Source organism: Alsobacter ponti, assembly GCF_024294805.1.
Classification (GTDB): Bacteria; Pseudomonadota; Alphaproteobacteria; order Rhizobiales; family Beijerinckiaceae; genus Alsobacter; species Alsobacter ponti.
In genome coordinates, this window is record NZ_JANCLU010000017.1 from 80,454 (window position 1) to 99,296 (window position 18,843).

The 18,843-nt window shown below is 68.3% G+C and carries 16 protein-coding genes; 15 read left to right on the plus strand and 1 reads right to left on the minus strand.

Translation table 11 applies throughout. The features are described 5' to 3' along the window. Window positions 1-7: 7 nt before the first annotated feature. Entirely contained in the window at window positions 8-853 is an 846-nt protein-coding gene (locus tag NK718_RS16410; RefSeq protein WP_254744455.1) for a hypothetical protein, read from the minus strand. 540 nt (window positions 854-1,393) lie between these two features. On the opposite strand from NK718_RS16410, the gene NK718_RS16415 reads away from it, so the two are divergent. The 15 genes from NK718_RS16415 (at window position 1,394) to tdh (ending at window position 18,661) form a co-directional block, all read left to right on the plus strand. After that, on the plus strand, window positions 1,394-2,761 hold the full coding sequence (locus tag NK718_RS16415) for a porin (protein ID WP_254744457.1): 1,368 nt from the start codon (window positions 1,394-1,396) through the stop codon (window positions 2,759-2,761). Window positions 2,762-2,918: 157 nt separating this feature from the next. Further along, window positions 2,919-3,197 (plus strand): hypothetical protein, encoded by a 279-nt coding sequence (locus tag NK718_RS16420; RefSeq protein WP_254744459.1) that lies wholly within the window; start codon window positions 2,919-2,921, stop codon window positions 3,195-3,197. A gap of 383 nt (window positions 3,198-3,580) precedes the next feature. Next, window positions 3,581-5,281 (plus strand): type I secretion system permease/ATPase, encoded by a 1,701-nt coding sequence (locus NK718_RS16425; RefSeq protein WP_254744524.1) that lies wholly within the window; start codon window positions 3,581-3,583, stop codon window positions 5,279-5,281. Then, on the plus strand, window positions 5,281-6,615 hold the full coding sequence (locus tag NK718_RS16430; protein ID WP_254744461.1) for an HlyD family type I secretion periplasmic adaptor subunit: 1,335 nt from the start codon (window positions 5,281-5,283) through the stop codon (window positions 6,613-6,615). Before NK718_RS16425 ends, NK718_RS16430 begins: the two co-directional genes overlap by 1 nt. A 108-nt stretch (window positions 6,616-6,723) precedes the next feature. Further along, entirely contained in the window at window positions 6,724-8,001 is a 1,278-nt protein-coding gene (locus tag NK718_RS16435) for a family 4 glycosyl hydrolase (protein WP_254744527.1), read from the plus strand. Between the two features lie 325 nt (window positions 8,002-8,326). After that, entirely contained in the window at window positions 8,327-8,896 is a 570-nt protein-coding gene (locus tag NK718_RS16440; protein ID WP_254744463.1) for an HPF/RaiA family ribosome-associated protein, read from the plus strand. Window positions 8,897-8,991: 95 nt separating this feature from the next. Next, window positions 8,992-9,639, plus strand: coding sequence for a dienelactone hydrolase family protein (locus NK718_RS16445; protein ID WP_254744465.1), 648 nt, complete (start codon window positions 8,992-8,994; stop codon window positions 9,637-9,639). Next, window positions 9,629-9,868 (plus strand): ChaB family protein, encoded by a 240-nt coding sequence (locus NK718_RS16450; protein ID WP_254744467.1) that lies wholly within the window; start codon window positions 9,629-9,631, stop codon window positions 9,866-9,868. The genes NK718_RS16445 and NK718_RS16450 overlap by 11 nt, the downstream gene beginning before the upstream one ends. Window positions 9,869-10,335: 467 nt before the next feature. Further along, the gene (locus NK718_RS16455; protein ID WP_254744469.1) at window positions 10,336-11,763 is read left to right on the plus strand and encodes an extracellular solute-binding protein; all 1,428 of its coding nucleotides are present in this window, start codon (window positions 10,336-10,338) and stop codon (window positions 11,761-11,763) included. A 59-nt stretch (window positions 11,764-11,822) separates the two neighbouring features. Further along, on the plus strand, window positions 11,823-12,737 hold the full coding sequence (locus tag NK718_RS16460; protein WP_254744471.1) for a carbohydrate ABC transporter permease: 915 nt from the start codon (window positions 11,823-11,825) through the stop codon (window positions 12,735-12,737). Between the two features lie 2 nt (window positions 12,738-12,739). Further along, window positions 12,740-13,627, plus strand: a complete 888-nt coding sequence (locus NK718_RS16465) for a carbohydrate ABC transporter permease (protein ID WP_254744529.1) — start codon at window positions 12,740-12,742, stop codon at window positions 13,625-13,627. Further along, a complete protein-coding gene (locus NK718_RS16470) occupies window positions 13,624-15,087 on the plus strand; it encodes an amidohydrolase family protein (RefSeq protein ID WP_254744473.1) in 1,464 nt (487 codons plus the stop codon). Before NK718_RS16465 ends, NK718_RS16470 begins: the two co-directional genes overlap by 4 nt. 38 nt (window positions 15,088-15,125) lie before the next feature. Beyond that, window positions 15,126-16,202 carry a sugar phosphate isomerase/epimerase family protein gene (locus NK718_RS16475; protein ID WP_254744475.1) on the plus strand — a complete coding sequence of 359 codons (1,077 nt, stop codon included), beginning with the start codon at window positions 15,126-15,128 and terminating at the stop codon, window positions 16,200-16,202. Window positions 16,203-16,445: 243 nt separating this feature from the next. Next, window positions 16,446-17,636: a glycine C-acetyltransferase gene (locus tag NK718_RS16480; protein WP_254744477.1), complete on the plus strand. Its 1,191-nt coding sequence runs from the start codon at window positions 16,446-16,448 to the stop codon at window positions 17,634-17,636. Then, window positions 17,636-18,661, plus strand: coding sequence for an L-threonine 3-dehydrogenase (tdh, locus tag NK718_RS16485; protein ID WP_254744479.1), 1,026 nt, complete (start codon window positions 17,636-17,638; stop codon window positions 18,659-18,661). The genes NK718_RS16480 and tdh overlap by 1 nt, the downstream gene beginning before the upstream one ends. The last annotated feature ends 182 nt before the right edge of the window (window positions 18,662-18,843 follow it).

Here is an 18,843-nt window from a genome sequence, read left to right on the forward strand (position 1 = left end):
GGGCGGTTCAGAAGGAGAGGGCGGGGTCGGGCGTCATCGGGACGAAGGCGCGGCGCGCCTGCTCCTCCTGCTCGTCCAGCCGCTCGGGTTCGCGGAAGGGGGCTTCGCCGGGGGCGCGCTTCTCGTTGACGCGGACGTCGCGCGCCGTCTCGATCCAGGCGCGGTCGGCGTCGGACACCGGGATGTCGAGCTCGGCGAGCAGGGTCTCGAACACGCCCGGTTCGCCCAGCGCGTCGTTCTCGACCTCGACGACGCGCAGGCCGGCGGCGCGGGCGCGCGCGGCGTAGAGCTCCTGGCGCGCCTGCATCTCGTGCGCGTGCCAGTAGCAGAGCTGGTAGTCGCTGAGCCGCGCGGGCTCGGAGAGGCCGATGCAGAGCGCGTCCTCCGGCCGCAGCAGGAAGCGCTCGCCCAGCCGGGTGCGGCCGGGCACCGCGCCGATGCGCAGCAGCGACAGGGCGATCTTGCGCAGGTCGCGCCGCAGCACGATCAGCGACATCGGCAGTCCAAGGTCCAGCGCGGCGTCGAAGAAGCCCTTGCCGAACACGTGGCTGGTCTCGACGTAGACCGGCTTGTCGAGCGTCGCGATGGCCGGCAGCTTGACGAAGCGCAGGAAGTCGCGCGCCAGGCCCGGCCGCCTTTGCACGTCGCGCAGCAGGGCGTCGAAGCGCGGCTCGGGCTCGTGCGCCCCGGTCACCGCCTCCAGGCCGTCGAACAGATGGGCCAGCCGGCCCGATCCGCTGCGCCCGTCGGTGAGCGTGAACACGAGGTGCTGGCGCGGAACCTCCGGCCGGCCGAAACGGCCGGCGGCGATGCGCAGGAGGTACGAAGCCCGTCTCAGATGGTGCGATTTCATCGGCCGCGCGCAAGGGGGCGGAACAGCGCGCTGCCCGCCGAGGTTTGTGAAGTCTCGGCATCCTTCTAGCGGGAGAGGCGCGCGATGCAACTTGGCGAGGGAAAACCCAGCCGAAACCGGGCGGACGGAATCGCCGCGTGAATCGCCGCCGCCATCGATTCGCCATCGTTAACGAAGGGTTGCCGCGGGGCTTCGGCGGCCTCTTATCCTTAAGAAAAGCTAAATGCCGCCAGCGGTTAGGGTGGCGCGCCGGGGCCTGGTGCAACCCTGAGTATGCTCTTTTTGCAACACGGTTCGGACAACATAGGTCCACAACCCCGGAGAGCGTACATTACAGGTTGCACAGGCAGAGGTTGTGCGTAGGTTGAAGCAGCGGTCAGGGGGGTCCTTGGCGCAACACGGGGCAGCCAGATGGGTCCGGCGATCGGATCCGGAGGGAGGCCCTCCACCGAGGGGGGTTTGGAAGTCAGCTTGGCTGTGCGTTTTGCGCGGTCGCCGTCGGCCAGATCTTTCGAATTTATGTTCACTCAGGAGACGACTATGAAGCTCATGAAGAGCCTCCTCCTCGGAACGGCCGCCGGCTTTGCCGCGGTCGCCGGGGCTCAGGCCGCCGACCTTCCGACGAAGAAGGCGGCGCCGGTTGAATACGTCCGCGTCTGCTCGCAGTTCGGCGCTGGCTTCTTCTACATCCCGGGCTCGGACACCTGCCTGAAGGTCTCTGGCCGCGTCCGCGCTGACTACTTCTACAACGAGCCGCTGGCTCGCTCGTCGAACACGACCTCGACCCGCGCCCGTGGCTACCTGGCTCTCGACAGCTACACCGCGACCGATTGGGGTCCGGTGCGCGCCACGACCCGCGTCTACGTGACGAAGGACTCCGGTTCTTCCGCCACGACGACGCTGGACTGGGCCTACATCCAGTTCGCGGGCGTGACGGCCGGCCGTATCGCGACCTCGTTCTTCGAGTTCGCTCCGTTCGGCGGCGTGTCGTTCTTCGGCGGCGGCGCGAACGGCCGCGGTTCGGACTACGGCGCGATCAACACCCTCGCCTACACCTACAATGCCGGCAACGGCTTCCTCGCCACCATCGCCCTCGAGGACGGCACGGAGCGTCGCGTCGGCATGCTGAACGAGGTGTTCAACCCGGTTGCTCCGAACGCCGCTGGCTACTATGGCGGCATCTACGGTGCGACGTCGTCGTCCTACGGCGGCCATGTGATGCCTGACATCGTGGGTCGCCTCGAGTACGGCGGCAGCTGGGGTGTCGCGACCCTGACCGGCGCGGTTCACCAGACTCGCACGAACTTCGTGTCGGGCGCACCGCTGAACCCGAACGGCCCGGTTGCCGAGATGGACAGCGAGTGGGGCTTCGCCATCCAGGGCGGCGTGAAGGTCAACCTGCCGATGCTGGCGGCTGGCGACGCGCTCTTCCTGCAGGCGGCCTACGCTGATGGCGCTTCGTCCTACACCGGTTGGGGCCCGTCGAACGGCATCGCCAACGCGACGGCGCTCGGCGGCTACGACGTCTATGTCGATGCTTATGGCAACGCTAAGACGGCTAAGTCCTGGTCGATCACGGGCGGCATCGAGCACTACTGGATCCCGACGCTGTCCACGGCGCTCTTCGCGGCTTACGGCCAGTTCAACGGCGGCACGGTCTACAACGCCAACATTCCGGTTCCTGTGGGTGGCACGCCTCCCGGCTCGTACCAGGACGACTGGGCGGTCTTCTCGATCGGTGCCAACGTGAAGTGGACCCCGGTCCGCAACCTGCTGCTCGGCGCCGAGGTGGTCTACCAGAAGGCGACCGACGTCCCGACCAACTTCCTCTATCCGACGACTGGCCCGGGCGCCGGTCGCCAGGAGGACATCTGGTCCGGCCGTCTGCGCGTCCAGCGCGACTTCTGATCGCTTTCGATCCTCGGATCGGAAACGGGAACCCCGGTGCGCAAGCACCGGGGTTTTTTCGTGCTCGCCTTTCGGCATGACAGAGGTCAAACTTCCACCGGCGGTTGTATTCTAACCTTGCTCAACGCCGCCGGACGGCGCGGCGAGGGAGGGTGCCATGATCTCGAAGGAAGACTGCATCGCGTTCTGCGGCCTCACGCAGGAGGAGGTCGACGCCATCGCCGAGCACGAGCATCTGGGCGAGATCGGCGCGGCGGCGCTCGCCAACTATCTCATGCACATCCAGCACGGGCCCGAGCGGGTCCGCGAAATGATCGTCGAGGACATCCGCGACGCGCTGTCGCATGGGCGCAAGGCGCATGCGGCCGAGCTGACCATGGCGCTGCGTCACTTCCTGTCCGAACATCCGGAGGGCCGGCTGACATCCGTCGCATGATCCGGCGTCGCGACGGTCCAGCTCAAGAAATAAGGCGTCGTCTCGAAATGGCCGCAGTCGTCGCCCAAGAAGCCGCCGCCCGCGAGGGGAGGCACGACAGTGGCCCTGCACGCGGATATAAACTTCAGGTTGTAATGACGATCATCACAACTGGCTGAACGATTGAGGCGCGACGGCTTGCCTAAGCTCAGGCGTGGCGAAACAATCGCGTAATCTTTGAAGGCTAAGGTTGAGTTGCGACCGCATGCTTCACGTTGTCGTCGCAGGGTGCAGTTCGAGGACGGCGCGGCCGGGGCCAGGATCGGGCAGGCCGCAAGGAAGGAAGTAGCGTGAGTGCAGTGGACCCCGCCCGCGGCCAGACGGCCTCCGAACTCGCGGCCTTCATGCGCTCCTTCAAGGGCGCGTTCGCCGGCGTCGGCGTCATCAGCGCCTTCGTCAACATCATGACGCTGACCGGCACCGTCTACATGCTCGAGGTCTACGACCGCGTGCTGCCGTCCAAGAGCGTGCCGACGCTGATCGCCCTGTCGCTGCTCATCGTGGTCCTGTTCCTGATGCAGGGCGCGCTGGAGTTCATCCGCGGGCGCATCCTCTCCAATATCGGCGCGTCGCTCGACGAGACCTTCGGCTCGCGCGTCTACGCTGCCATCCTGCGCCTGCCGCTGGTGACCAAGCCCGGCGGCGACGGCCTGCAGCCCTTGCGCGACCTCGACCAGGTGCGCGCCTTCCTCGGCAGCGCGGGGCCGACCGCCCTGTTCGACCTGCCCTGGATGCCGCTTTACCTCATCATCGCCTTCGCCTTCCATTTCTGGATCGGCATGACGGCGTTGATCGGCTCCGCCCTGCTGATCGCCATCACGCTGACGGCCGAGCGCCTGACCAAGGGGCCGGCGCGCGAGTCGACCACCCTGCTCGCCACGCGCAACGCGCTCACCGAGTCGACGCGCCGCAACGCCGAGGTCATCCGCGCCATGGGCATGTCGCGCCGGCTCGGCGCGCGCTGGATCGACACGCACCTGAACCACCTCGACGCCAATCTGCGCGCCTCCGACATCGCCGGCGGGCTGGGCTCGCTGTCGCGCACGCTGCGCATGCTGCTGCAATCGCTTGTGCTCGGCGTCGGCGCCTACCTCGCCATCAAGCAGGAGGTCTCGCCCGGCGCCATCATCGCCTGCTCGGTGCTGCTGTCGCGCTCCCTGCAGCCGGTCGAGCTGTCCGTGGCCCACTGGAAGCCGTTCCTCTCGGCGCGCCAGAGCTGGGCGCGGCTCAATATGCTGCTGACGCAGCTGCCCGAGGAGAGCGAGCCGATGCTGCTCCCCGAGCCGCGCGTCGGGCTGCGCGTCGAGAACATCAGCGTGGTGCCGCCGGGCGACCGCCGGCTCATCGTGCAGGACGTCTCGTTCGCGGTCGGCGCGGGGCAGGGGCTCGGCGTCATCGGCCCGAGCGCGTCGGGCAAGTCCAGCCTCATCCGCGCCATCACGGGCGTGTGGCCGGTGGTGCGCGGCTCCATCCGCCTCGACGGGGCGGCGCTGGACCAGTGGTCGGCCGAGCAGCTCGGCCGCCACGTCGGCTACCTGCCGCAGGACATCGAGCTGTTCGACGGCACGGTGGCGGAGAACATCTCGCGCTTCGACAGCGAGCCGAACCCCGAGGCGGTGATCGAGGCGGCCACCCAGGCCGGCGTCCACGACATGATCCTGCGCCTCGCCAACGGCTACGAGACGAAGCTCGGCGACGGCGCGGTGGCGCTGTCCGCCGGCCAGCGGCAGCGCGTGGGCCTCGCCCGGGCGCTCTACGGCAAGCCGTTCCTCGTGGTGCTCGACGAGCCCAATTCCAACCTCGACGCCGCCGGCGAGGAAGCGCTGGCCAACGCCATGACCGGCGTGCGCGCCCGCGGCGGCATCGTCATCGTGGTGGCCCACCGGCCGAGCGCGCTGGGCGCGGTCGACCAGGTGCTCGTCATGAACGAGGGCCGCATGCAGGCCTTCGGCCCCAAGGAAGAAGTGTTCGAGAAATATGTGCGGCGCGGCCCGCCGGTTCCCGCACCCGCCAAGTTGAAGGCCGTCGGGGAGGGCCAGGGCTGATGCTGATGCTCGAGGACAAGACGGGCCTCCCGCGCGTGCGCCGCACCGCCCGCGCGTCGGTCCGCCGCCATTTGATCGCCGGCATCGCCGTGGTCGTGCTGCTCGGCGGCGGCGTCGGAGTGCTCGGCGGCACCAGCGAGATCGCCGGCGCGGTCATCGCGCCCGGCCAGCTCGCCGTCGACACCAGCGTCAAGAAGGTGCAGCACCAGACCGGCGGCATCGTCGGCGAGATCCGCGTGAAGGAAGGCCAGCACGTCGAGGCCGGCGAGGTGCTCGTGCGCCTCGACGAGACCGTGCTGCGCGCCAACCTCCAGGTCGTCACGAAGCAGCTCGACGAACTGGCGGCGCGCCAGGCGCGGCTCGAGGCCGAGCGCGACGACAAGCGGGAGGTGAAATACCCGCCCATGCTCACCAGCCGCGCCGGCGAGCCCGATATCGCCGGCCTGATGCAGAGCGAGTCGCGGCTGTTCGACCTTCGCGCCACGGCGCGGCAGGGCCAGAAGGAGCAGTTGCGCCAGCGCGTCAGCCAGCTCCAGGAGGAAATCCAGGGCATCGAGGGCCAGATTTCCGCGAAGGGCCGCGAGATCGAGCTGATCCAGCGCGAGCTGGAGGGCGTGCGCGACCTCTTCAAGCGCAACCTCGTCCAGCTGCCGCGCCTCACCGCGCTCGAGCGCGAGTCGACGCGGCTGGCGGGCGAGCGCGGCTCGCTCATCGCCTCCGCCGCGCAGGCCAAGGGAAAGATTAGCGAGATCGAGCTGCAGATCATCCAGATCGACCAGGACCTGCGCAGCGAAGTCGCCAAGGAATTGCGTGAGATCCAGGGCAAGACCGCCGAGCTGGGCGAGCGCCGCGTCGCCGCCGAGGACCAGTTGAGCCGGGTCGACATCCGCGCGCCGCTGGCCGGCCTCGTCCATCAGCTCTCCGTGCATACCGTGGGCGGCGTTGTCGGCCCCGGCGAACAGATGATGCTGATCGTGCCGGAGGGCGAGCAGCTCGTCATCGAGGTCAAGGTCGCGCCGCAGGACATCGACCAGCTGTCGATCGGCCAGCCGGCCTCGCTGCGCTTCTCCGCCTTCAACCAGCGCACCACGCCGCAGCTGGAAGGGCAGGTGAGCCTGATCTCGGCCGACCTGTCGACCGACCAGCGCACCGGCGCGAGCTACTACACGGCCCGCATCGCGGTGAAGCCGGATGAGATGAACAAGCTCGGCTCGCTCAAGCTGCTGCCGGGCATGCCGGTGGAGGCGTTCATCCAGACGGGCATGCGCACCATGATCTCCTATCTCAGCAAGCCCCTGACGGAGCAGTTCTACCGCAGCTTCCGCCAGCAGTGAGGGCGTGACGCCGGCCGGGAAGCCTGTTTGCGCCTGGACGCGGACGGCGAGATAATTTGAGGGAACGAGTGACGGTGGCCCGCCTCGCGGTGTGAGGGCTGACCCATGTTGGCGCGAACGACGCGGATCGTCTTCCTGGGGGCCGGGAGCAAGGCGTTCGGGCTCTCGCTCCTGCGCGACGTCCTGTCGAGCCCGGCGCTGAGGGGCGCGACCCTGTGCCTTGTCGACACCGATCGCGCGGCTCTGGAGCGGATGGCGGAGCTCGCCGGTCACCTCAACCGGCATATGGACGCAGGACTTGTCGTCGAGAGCACGACGGATCGCGAGCAGGCGCTTCCCGGCGCGCGCTTTGTCGTCAACGCCACCGCGATCGAGCGCAACAGGCTGTGGAAGCTCGATTTCGAAGTGCCGCGCAAATTCGGGATCCGCCACACGCTGGGGGAGAATGGCGGGCCAGGGGCGCTGTTCTTCACGTTGCGGACGCTTCCGCTCGTCTTCGACATCGCGCGCGACATCGCAAGGCTCGCCCCCGACGCGCTCTTCATCAATTGCTCGAACCCGGAAAGCCGGATCGTGCTCGCCTTGCGCAAGTATACGGGGCTGAAGGTCGTCGGCCTTTGCCACGGGTTGTCCATGAGCCGGGGCGACATCGCCCGAATTCTCGGCCTCGCGCCCGAGCGCGTGAGTGTGGTGGGGGCGGGGCTCAATCACGCCCAGTGGCTCCTGCGAATCCGCGACCATGAGACGGGAGACGATCTCTACCCCATGCTGCGGGCCAGGGAGCCGAAGCTCGCCCCGGCCGACCTGCCGCTGACCCGGGCTCTCTTTCGCGCCTTCGGCTATTGGCCCACCTGCAGCGACAGCCACCTCGGCGAGTATTTCTCGTTCGGCTGGCAGGCGGGCGAGAGCGGTTACGATTTCGCGGCCGACGAGAGATCGCGCGAGGATCTGGACCGGCAAATTTCGGCCGTGATCGACGGCGGACCCATCCCTGGCGGCTGGCTTTCGCCGTCAGGGGAGGGCTTGGCGGACATCATGGAGGCCGTTGTTCAGGATCGGCCCCGCCTCCTGCAGTCGGCCATTCTCTACAATGAGGGCGCTATCCCCAACCTGCCGTCCGACCTGGCCGTCGAGGTCCCGGCCGTCGCCGACGCTGGCGGCGTGCGACCCGTCGCCGTCGGCGCGCTTCCCGATCCGATCGCAAAGCTGCTGGCGATGCCGGCCCATGTGCACCAGCTCGCCGTGGAGGCCGCCGTCCATGCGTCCCGCGATCTGGCGTTGCAGGCGCTTCTCGTGGACCCGGTCGTCAATTCCATCGACGCGGCGGTCGGCCTGCTCGCGGAGCTTTGGGACGCCAACCGCCCCTATATCCGCCCCTGTCTCTGAGAGGCGTGGGCTAAAGGCTTCGCGCCGACGGTGGACGAGCCGCCGACGCAGCGGCTTCCTTCTCGCCCGGATCGATGAGGGATACACGCCTAGGCTTTGACGGCGCGGATTTCGCAACCGGTTTGATACGGCTCAACTCAACGGAGGTCCAAGCTTGATAGGGTTCAATTTATGATCGGGACCATCCGATCAAGTCGATGAATTCGCGCTCTGCTGCGCAGATCTCGACAAGGCGTGGGTGTTTCGCCGGATGTGCAAGGCAGCATCGACGACGCCCATCATTGCCGGTTCTGCGCCGCGGGCTTCACGCGGAGAGGAACAGGCCATGCAAACGCCGATCCAGATCGACTTCCAGGGCGTCGACACCTCTGAAAGCGTCAGGGAGTCCCTCCTGAACCATGTCGCGGAGCTGGAAGACAAGTTCGGCCGCATCACGGCCGGCCGGGTCGTCCTGAAAGGCCCCGGCGCGCGACATCGGCAGGGCGGGCTGTACGAGGTGAACATCTGGCTGACCCTGCCAGGCGGGCGCGAGGTCGCGGTGGTGCGCACGCCCCGCCTCGACGAGCGCCACGCCGATCTCGCCTTCGCCATCAACGATGCGTTCCACCGTGCACGCCGCCAGTTGCAGGATCAGGTGCGCCGCATGCGCAAGGACGTGAAGACGCACGACGCCACGCCCGTGGGGACCGTCGTTCGCCTGACGACGCCGAGCGATCACGGCTTCCTCTCCGCGCCTGACGGGCACGAAGTCTACTTCCATCGCAACAGCGTGCTGAACCGCCAGTTCGGCCGGCTGAAGGTCGGGGACAAGGTGGCCTTCGTGGAGGAAGCGGGCGACAAGGGCCCGCAGGCAAGCACGGTGCGCCGCCTCCCGCGCCAGCCTGCGGGGATCTGAACGCCGGGGTCGTCGCGACCTCGCCGCCGAGATGGCGGCCTGGCGCGACGGGTGGCGCGCGTTCCTCCCATCGTCCGCATCGAGGAATGATGCCGATGCCGAACCGCCTCGCGCCGCGCGCCATCGTCCTGCCCGACGGACGCGAAGGGGTGCTGTCCGTGCCGGCGCGCGTGCGCGGCCTTGTCATCTTCGCCCATGGCAGCGGCTCGAACCGGCTGAGCCCCCGCAATACGGCGGTCGCCCGCGACCTTCAGGCGCGAGGTTTCGCGACCTTGCTGTGCGATCTCCTGACCGAGGAAGAGGCGCTCGACCGGGCCAATGTTTTCGACATTTCCCTGCTCGCCCGACGGCTCGGCGATGTCATCGCGTGGGCGTCCACCGAGCCCACGCTCACGGGGCTGCCGCTTGGCCTTTATGGCGCCAGTACGGGCGCCGCGGGGGCGATCATGGCCGCCGTGAACTCCCCGCACGAGGTGAGCGCCGTCGTCTCGCGCGGAGGACGCCCGGACCTCGCCAGGGCGGCCCTGCCATTCCTCCGCGCGCCGACGCTGCTCGCGGTCGGGGCCAACGATACGGAGGTCATCGCCCTCAACAGGGAGGCTCGGGAGCAGATGACCTGCGAAAGCGAACTCCTGATCGTGCCTGGGGCGTCCCATTTGTTCGAGGAGCCCGGCGCGCTGGAGCAGGTGAGCAGCGCCGCCGTCCGCTGGTTCGAGAGGCACGTTCCCAATCATGCCCTATGACGCTCCCGAGGACTTGCCCGAGCGCGTGCGGGCTCATCTGCCGTGGCGCGCGCAGGACATCTTCGTCGCCGCCTTCAACCATGCCTGGCGCGACCACGCCGATGATCCCGAGCGGGAGGCCATCGCCTTCCGCATCGCCTGGTCCGCGGTGAAAAAGCGCTATCGCAAGGTCGGTGAGCGGTGGATCGCGATCGCAGAGGATGGCTTGCCTTCGCGAGAGCCGGATTGAAACCGCGCCGCGCGTGATCCCGCGCTGTTCGCCGGCCATGGATCCACGGTTCGTCCGGGCCACGAGGCGACGGCGCTGGTGACCGCCAACGCCATGGGCCTGCTTCGCGCGCCGACCGAGGCTACGGCCGGCGGCTGAGCAGGCCGGCCGTATCCGATCATGCCGCTTGCTGGATACACCGCCCGCGCGCGTATTGGCTGGGCCTGCGCGGGCGTTTTGTCGTGTGCGGGCCAGATGACACCTGCATCCCGAGCTAGAGCTCTGCAATAAACGGGATGAACTCAATCTCCCATTGATTTTGTATCCAATCAATGAAACGATTGCATCGTGGATACGTCGGAGGTGATCCGCTCGCCCGATCTCCGGGGGAGTGGATCGGCTCCCGCGTCGAGAAGCGAAACCTGTAGCCGCTCATCCCGTGGACGCGCCACGCCAACAAGGCGCGCCGCCGCTTGGAGGAAACCGCCATGACTGGAAAGACCAGCGAGAGAAGTGAATCGGGTGTCTCCCGCCGCGCCGTCCTGTCCGGGATCGCGAAGGCGGCCGCCCTCGGCGTATTCGCGCCGGCGGTGATCGACAGCGCGCGCGCCGCGGCCGGCAAGATCGACCTCGGAGGCTATGCCGGCCCGACGCTCACCAGTGAGCCCGTCACGCTGCGCTTCATGCGGCAGGACTTCACGCCCGACGTGAACGCCCTGCTCGAAAAGGCCTACGCCGAGTTCAAGGCGAGCTTCCCGAACATCACGGTCGTGGAAGAGAAGGTGCCGTACGGCGACCTGCAGAAAAAGATGCTCGTCTACGTCGCGTCCAACGACGCGCCGGACATCATGATGGGCCGCACGGATTTCGCCGACGCCTACCACGCCGGCAAGATGGCGCTGCCGTTGCAGGACTATCTGTCGAAGGCGTTCGTCGAGGACATCCCGGCGAACCTGCGAAGCGCCGCCTCGTCCGGCGGCAGCCTCTACTGCTCGCCCTGGGAAACCAGCGTGATGCTGCTCTACTTCAATCGCGACATGTGGGCGAAGGCCGGGCTGAAGACGCCGCCCGAGGTGGACACCCTCGAGGGTGGCTGGACGGACGAGGAGTTCATCGCGCAGCTCGAGGACCTGAACGGCAAGCTCAAGGCCGCCGGCGACACGAAGAGCTGGGCTCTCGCCGCCGCCGGGCAGGGCAATGGCGGGCCGGGCGCCAACTACAGCCAGCTCGAAAGCATCTGGATCCGCTCGCAGGGCGATCCCACCGCGCCGAAGTCCTCCTCGACGTACAAGACGCTGGCCGGCATTAGCGACGACGGACGCTCGGTCACCGGCTATATCGACACGCCGGAAGCCATCAAGGGCATGCGGTACTACCAGTCGCTGTTCTCCAAGGGCCTGACCCCGCTCGGGCCGGTGCCCAACCAGTTCCCGGGCGGGCTCGCGGCGACGTATTTCGGCGGGCTCAACTTCACCAACCGCTTCCGCGTGCCGGGGATGGAGCCGCCGTTCAAATGGGGCGTCTCGCCGCCGCCCAAGGGCAAGATCGTGTTCAACGGCAACGGCTCGGACGCGCCGCTGGTGTGGGCGAAGAGCAAGCATCCGGCCGAGGCGGCGGCGCTTCTCGCCTTCCTGTGCAACGACACCAACCGGCTCGCCTTCCACAAGGCGTGGGGCTCGATGCCGTCGCGCACCTCGCTGCGCAAGGCGATGAGCGAGTTCGCCACCGAGCAGCCCTTCAAGCTGGCCTCGGCACTCTCGGACGCCTCCTACAGCGTGCCGCGCACGCCGGGCTATTTCGACTATTTCAACGCCATGAACCCGGCGGTGAAGGACATCGCGCTGGGCGCGGATCCGGCCAAGGTGCTGCCGGATACGGCGGCGAAGATCGACCGATTGCTCGTCAAGTACAAGTAAGCGGCCCGGCGTCGGCGGCCGGCTCGTCCGGCCGCCGGGCCTCGCGACAGGAGCGACGCATGCGGGCAGTCCGGGTCATCGCGCCGGCAGGGCGGCGGAGCGGATGGAACGGCGACGCGGTCCTCGCCTCGGCGATGGTGCTGCCCGCCGTCGTCGCGCTGGCGATGTTCCAGTTCCTGCCGCTCGTCACGGCGGTGCTCAACAGCCTGCAGTCGTTCGGTCCCTTCGACCGTTCGTCGACAGGGTGGGTGGGGCTCGACAATTACCGCGAGCTCTTCGCCGATCCCGCCTTCCGCTACGCGCTGCTCAACACGTTCCTCTACATCGTCCTGATGCTGGGCTTCACCATTCCGCTTGCTCTGCTCCTCGCCGTTCTTCTGGACAGGCGGTTGCCCGGCTCCACCTTCGCGCGCAACGCCATCATCGGCGCGCTCGCTGCCTCCGAGGCGGTGACGGCGCTGATCTGGAACCAGATGTACGAGCCCTCGAGCGGGCTGTTCAACGCCATCCTGGACGCGGTGTCGCTGCCGACCCAGCCCTTCCTCACGAGCGGCGGCCAGGCGCTGGTCAGCATCGTCGTCATGTCGGTGTGGAAGGATGTCGGCCTGCCGATGCTCATCTTCCTCGCCGGGCTGCAATCCATCCCGCGCGAGCTGCCCGAGGCGGCGGAGCTCGACGGCGCGGATGCGCGCCAGATCTTCTGGTACGTGACGCTGCCGGCGCTGCGGCCCAGCCTCGTCGTCGCCCTGTTCATGATGACGATCACGGCGACGCGCATGTTCACGCCCATCCTCATCATGACGCAGGGCGGGCCGCAGGGCGCGACGACGAACCTGGCGCTGTTCTCCTATCTGCAAGGCTTCGAGTTCCAGTCGCCGGGCACGGCCTCGGCCAGCGTCGTGTGCATGCTGGTCGTGCTGGCGCTCGTCACGGCGGCCCAGAGCTTCCTCCTGCGCGGGCGGGAGGCCGATTGAGCATGGTCGCCCTCGCCAACTCGGATCTCATGAGCCTGCGGCGGGCGGAACGCCGCGCCTACGTGGTCCGGCACGCCGGCGGCATCGTCACGGTGGCGCTCGTCGGGTTCATCTTCGGATTCCCGATCCTGTGGGCGGCGCTGTCGTCGCTGAAATCCACCAACGACATCGTCACCGGCACGTTTCCGCTGTCGTGGTCGTCCTTCGTGCCGCTCCGCCCGACGCTGGAGAATTACGTCTACCTGTTCACCCAGCTGAAGTTTCAGAACAATTTGATGAACACCGCCATCGCGGCGGCCGGGCAGGTGAGCATCGCGGTGGTGGCCTCGTCGCTGGCGGGCTACGCCTTCGCCCGCCTCAGATTCCCGGGCAGCGATATGGTGTTCGCGCTGCTGCTGCTGACGGCGTTCATCCCGGTCGAGGCGATCATCGTGCCGCTCTACCAGGTGATGCAGCAGCTCGGTCTCGTGTCCACCTATCCGGCGCTGTTCCTGCCGTTCGCCTGCAACCCGTTCGGCGTGTTCCTGATGCGCCAGGCCTTCCGGGACATCCCGGTCGAGATGGACGAGGCCGCCAGGATCGACGGCGCGGGGCCCTTCCGCATCTTTATCTCCATCGCGCTGCCCAACGTGAAGCCGACCATCGCGACGCTGGTGCTCATCCAGTTCATCTGGTCGTGGAACGCCTATCTGTGGCCGCTGGTCGTGATGCAGGATCCCAACAAGCAGATCGCCCAGGTCGCCATCGCCAACCTGAAGTCGATCCCGAACTTCCCGATGGACGGCCCGCTGTTCGCGGCGGCGACCGCGGTGACGATCCCGCTCGTCATCCTGTCGATCTGCCTCCAGCGCTACTACGTCCGCGGCCTTGTCTCATCGGGGATGAAATGACCGTCACGCTGCTCAAGGCCAGGTGGATCGTCGGCCACGAGAACGACCGCCACTGCCTGCACGAGGACGGCGAGATCGCCGTCTCCGGCGACTCCGTCCTCTTCGTCGGCAAGCGCTTTCCCGGGCAGGCCGACCGCGTGGTGGACTACGGCCACGCGCTCGTCGGGCCGGGCTTCATCGATCTCGACGCGCTGTCCGACCTCGACACCACCGTGCTCGGCTTCGACAACCAGCCGCCGGCGCGCAAGGGCAGGGTCTGGCCCCGGAGCTACATGGATGCCGGACCGATCGAGATGTACACGCGCGAGGAGCTCGCGTTCCAGAAGCGCTACGCTTTCACGCGCCTGATCCGGGGCGGCATCACGACCGCGCTGCCCATCGCCTCGCTGTTCTACCGGGCGTGGGGAGAGACGGTGGAGGAGTTCTCGGACGCGGCTGCGTCCGCCGCCGATCTCGGCCTGCGCATCTATCTCGGGCCTGCCTACCGCGCCGGCAACACGTTCGTGAACGAGGACGGCACGCTCGACTACTTCTTCGACGAGGAGCGCGGACTGGCCGGCCTGCGCGACGCGGAGCGTTTCTGCGAGACCTTCGAAGGCCGAGCGGGCGGGCTCGTGCGCACCATGCTGGCGCCCGACCGCATCGAGACTTGCACGCCGGAGCTTCTGCGCCGGTCGGCGGCGGCAGCGCGCGCGCTGGGCGTGCCGATCCGCCTCCATTCCTGCCAGTCGCGCTTCGAGTACGACACGGTCGTCCGCCTGCGCGGCAAGAGCCCGCCGGAATGGATGGCGGAGCTGGGCTTCCTCTCGGAACGCACCTTGCTGCCGCACGGCATCTACGTGTCCGGGCTCAACGGCATCGACCGGCCGGGCCGCGACCTCGAGATCATTCGCGACAGCGGCGCGACCATCGTGCACTGCCCGCTGGTGTCGGCGCGGCACGGGCAGGCGCTGCGCTCGTTCCGCTCCTATCGCGACATGGGCATCCGCATCGGGCTCGGCACCGACACCTACCCGCCCGACATGCTGCTGAACATGCAAATCGGGCTGATGCTGTGCCGCGTCGTCGAGCACGACGCCCAGGCCTGCCGCGCCGAGGACTATTACGACGCCGCCACGGTGGGCGGCGCCGACGCGCTCGGGCGGCCGGATCTCGGCCGCCTGCGGCCGGGCGCGAAGGCGGACCTGATCGTGGTGGACCTCGACGACCCGTTCATGGGGCAGGCGACCGACCCCATTCAGACGCTGCTGCTCAACGCGTCGTCCCGCAGCGTCCGCAGCGTCATGATCGACGGCCGCTTCGTCATGGAGGACGGCGTGATCCCCGGCGTCGACGAGCGCGCCGACCGCCGTCGCGCCCAGGCGCAGTTCGACGGTGTCGTGGCGAAGTACCCGATGCGCACGCTGGGGCACCCGCCGGTCGGCGAAATCTTCTCGTCGAGCTACAAGCGCATCCGCTGAGCGAAGGCGGGCCGCGAAAAGCCCTTGGGAGGTCAAGGATGAGAATCGGCGTCGATGGCCGCAAGATCCCGGAGGCGGCCCAGCGCGGGCCGCTCGCCAGTCTCGACCACGGCAAGAGCTTCGGCATGGCCGGGCTGTTCTACCGGACCGTGCTGGACATGAGCCCGACGCTCGACCGCGGCGAGTTGCGCGCCATCCGCCGGCGCGCCGACGAACTCGGCATGTATGTCGAGACCGGCCTGGGCAAGGTGAACCCCTACGCCTCCCCGGAAGCCCCCGAACTGCGGCTCGCCGGCGACGGCGACATCGTGCTCGGCTTCCGCCGCATGATGGAGGCCTGCGTCGACATCGGCTGCACGGAGCTGTGGATCGCCACCGCCAACTACAAGACCGTCTACGCCGGCAAGTGGGCCTATGACCGCTTCCGGACCGACGTGACGTGGCCGGAGCAACTGCGCGCCACCCAGGCCTTCCTGCTCAAGCTCGCGCCGATCGCGCGCGACCTCGGCGTGCATCTCAACATGGAGACGCACGAGGAGATCACCACGTTCGAGCTGCTGCGGCTGATCGAGGCGGTGGGGGCGGACGTCATGGGCGTCGTTCTCGACACGCTGAACCCGATGCAGCGCGGCGAGCATCCGGTGTGGGCGGCGCGGCGCGTCGCGCCCTTCGTGCGCCAGACCCACATCAAGGACGCCTATCTGACGCATGTGCCGGGGGGCGTCACCGTGCAGGCGCGCGCATGCGGCGACGGGGTGATCGACTTCGGCGAAATCCTCGCCGTTCTCGCCGCGCACAACCCCACGCTCAACCTCTCGCTCGAATGCGCCGGCCCGCGCGACGCCAGCTTCGTGCCGCGCCATACCCTCCTGGAGGTCTTCGACCCCGACTGGCTCGCCAGCCATCCCGACCTGACCCGCGAGGAATACGCGGCGTTCCTCGCGATGGTGCAGGCCTATGGCGCGCGCATCGCCTCCGGCGAGGTTGCGACGTGGGACGCCTATGTCGCCGCGCCGTTCGGCTACGCCGAGTCGATCGCCACGATCCGGCGCAGCGTCGCGCATTTGCGCCGCGTCTGCGCCGAACGCAACCTGCCGCTGGAAGCCGAGGCATGACGGGGGCGGGCGCCCGCCGGCCCCGCGCGTCACGCGAGGGGACGGCCCTCCATATCGGATCCACTCAATAGCTTAATTGTATCCAAAAATGGATTGTACAGAATCCAGTTTCATGGCAAGACTGATGCGTCGCGGTCGCACCGGATGAGCGTCGACGCCTGGGGACCGATACGCGCGGCGACCCTGGGGTCGCCTCTCGCCCCGAGCGCGCGCTGCTGCTGACCTATCACCGCGAGGTGTCGAATGGATGCCGGCTTCTCACGACATGCCGCCGCGCTGCTGTCGGACATCGAGGCGAACGGGCTGCTCAAGACCGAGCGGGAGATGTCCGGCCCGCAGGGCGGGCGCATCACCGTCCGGGGCCGCGAGATGATCAATCTCTGCGCCAACAACTATCTCGGGCTGGCCAACCACCCGGTCGTGCGGCGTGCGGCTGCCGAGGCGCTGGAGACGCATGGCTTCGGCATGGCGTCGGTCCGGTTCATCTGCGGCACGCAGGATCTCCATCGCGAACTCGAGCGAGCCATCGCGCGCTATTTGGGCAAGGACGACGCCATCCTGTTCGCCGCGTGCTTCGACGCCAACGGCGCGGTGTTCGAGACGCTTCTGGGCCCCGAGGACGCGGTCATCTCCGACGCGCTCAACCATGCCTCGATCATCGATGGCATCCGCCTCAGCAAGGCCCGCCGCTTCCGCTACGCCACCGGCGACATGGACGAACTCGAGACGCGCCTGCGCGAGGCCGACGCCGAGGGCTGCCGGTTCAAGATGATCGTCACCGACGGCGTGTTCTCGATGGACGGCCACGTCGCGCGGCTGGCGGAGATCTGCTCGCTCGCCGAGCGCCACGGAGCGCTGGTCGCCGTCGACGACTGCCACGCCACCGGGCATCTGGGCGAGAAGGGCAGGGGCACGCCGGCGCTGACGGGAACGGGCCAACGTGTCGACATCGTCACCGGCACGCTCGGCAAGACGTTGGGCGGGGCGATGGGCGGGTTCATCGCAGCGAGCCAGCCCATCGTGGACGTGCTTCGCCAGCGCGCCAGGCCTTATCTGTTTTCGAACAGCCTGGCGCCGCCCGTCGCGGCGGGCTCGCTCGCGGCCATCGCGCTCGCGGAAGCCGGAGACGACCTGCGCCGGACGTTGATGCGCAACACGCAGCGCTTCCGGGCCGGGCTCGCCGCCGCCGGGTTTTCGCTGCTGCCCGGCGAGACGCCGATCATCCCGGTCATGCTCGGGGAGGCGGTGACGGCCCAACGCATGGCCCGGGCGCTGGACGCGCGCGGCGTCTATGTCGCGGGCTTCTTCTATCCGGTGGTGCCGCACGGCAAGGCCCGCATCCGGACACAGATGTCGGCGGCGTTGACGGAGGCGGACATCGACGCCGCCATCACGGCCTTCGTCGAGGCCGGACGCGACGAGGGAGTGATCTGATGAAATCCCTGGTGAAGGCGCTTCCCGAGCCCGGCATCTGGTTGGAGGATCGCCCGGTGCCGGCGATCGGGGCCGAGGACGTGCTGGTCAGGGTGCGCAAGACCGGCATTTGCGGCACCGACGTGCATATCTACAAATGGGACGACTGGGCCAGCCGGACCATTCCCGTTCCGATGATCGTCGGCCACGAATACGCCGGCGAGATCGCCGAGCTCGGGGCCTCCGTACGCGGGCTCGCCGTCGGCCAGCGCGTGTCCGGAGAGGGACATGTGGTCGGCGGCGGCAGCCGGGCGGCGCGCGGCGGCAAGTACCACCTCGACCCCGATACGAAGGGCATCGGCGTCAACCTGCCGGGCGCGTTCGCGGAGTATGTCCGCGTCCCGGCCTTCAACATCGTGCCGCTGCCGGACAGCGTCGACGACGAGATCGGCGCGATCCTCGATCCGCTCGGCAACGCGGTGCACACGGCGCTCTCCTTCGACATCGCGGGAGAAGACGTGCTGATAACGGGCGCGGGGCCGATCGGCATCATGGCCGCGGCGGTGGCCCGGCACGTGGGGGCGCGCCACGTGGTCATCACCGACACGAACCCGGCGCGTCTGGACCTCGCCGGCCGGGTGGCGGACGTGACGCCGGTGAATGTCGCGACCACCGAGCTGCGCGACGCCATGGCGCGGCTGAAGATGCGCGAGGGCTTCGACGTCGGGCTCGAAATGAGCGGCGCTCCGGCCGCCCTGGAGCAGATGATCGACCATATGGTCATGGGCGGCCGCATCGCCCTGCTGGGCATTCCGTCACGGGCCTTCCCGTTCGATCTCGGCAAGGTGGTCTTCAGGATGATCACCCTGAAGGGCATCTACGGGCGCGAGATGTTCGAGACCTGGCACAAGATGCTCGCCATGCTCGAAAGCGGGCTCGACGTCCGCAAGGTGATCACCGACAGGCTGCCCGCCGCCGATTACGCCCGCGCCTTCGAGCAGGCCGCCTCCGGCCGCGGCGGCAAGATCGTGCTGGACTGGACCTGACCATCGGCCGCGATCGCGTCCCGGCCCCTGATCGGCCTTGTCGCCCCGTCCCCCGTACCGGTTATAATCGACCCCGGATCGTGCATGGCTGACTGCCGCGGATCGGCCGCTCGCGCAGTCGCTTGCCGCAGCTACGTCGCAAGATGCCAAGCGGGGAATGGCGAGCCGGTGAGAGGCTGCGT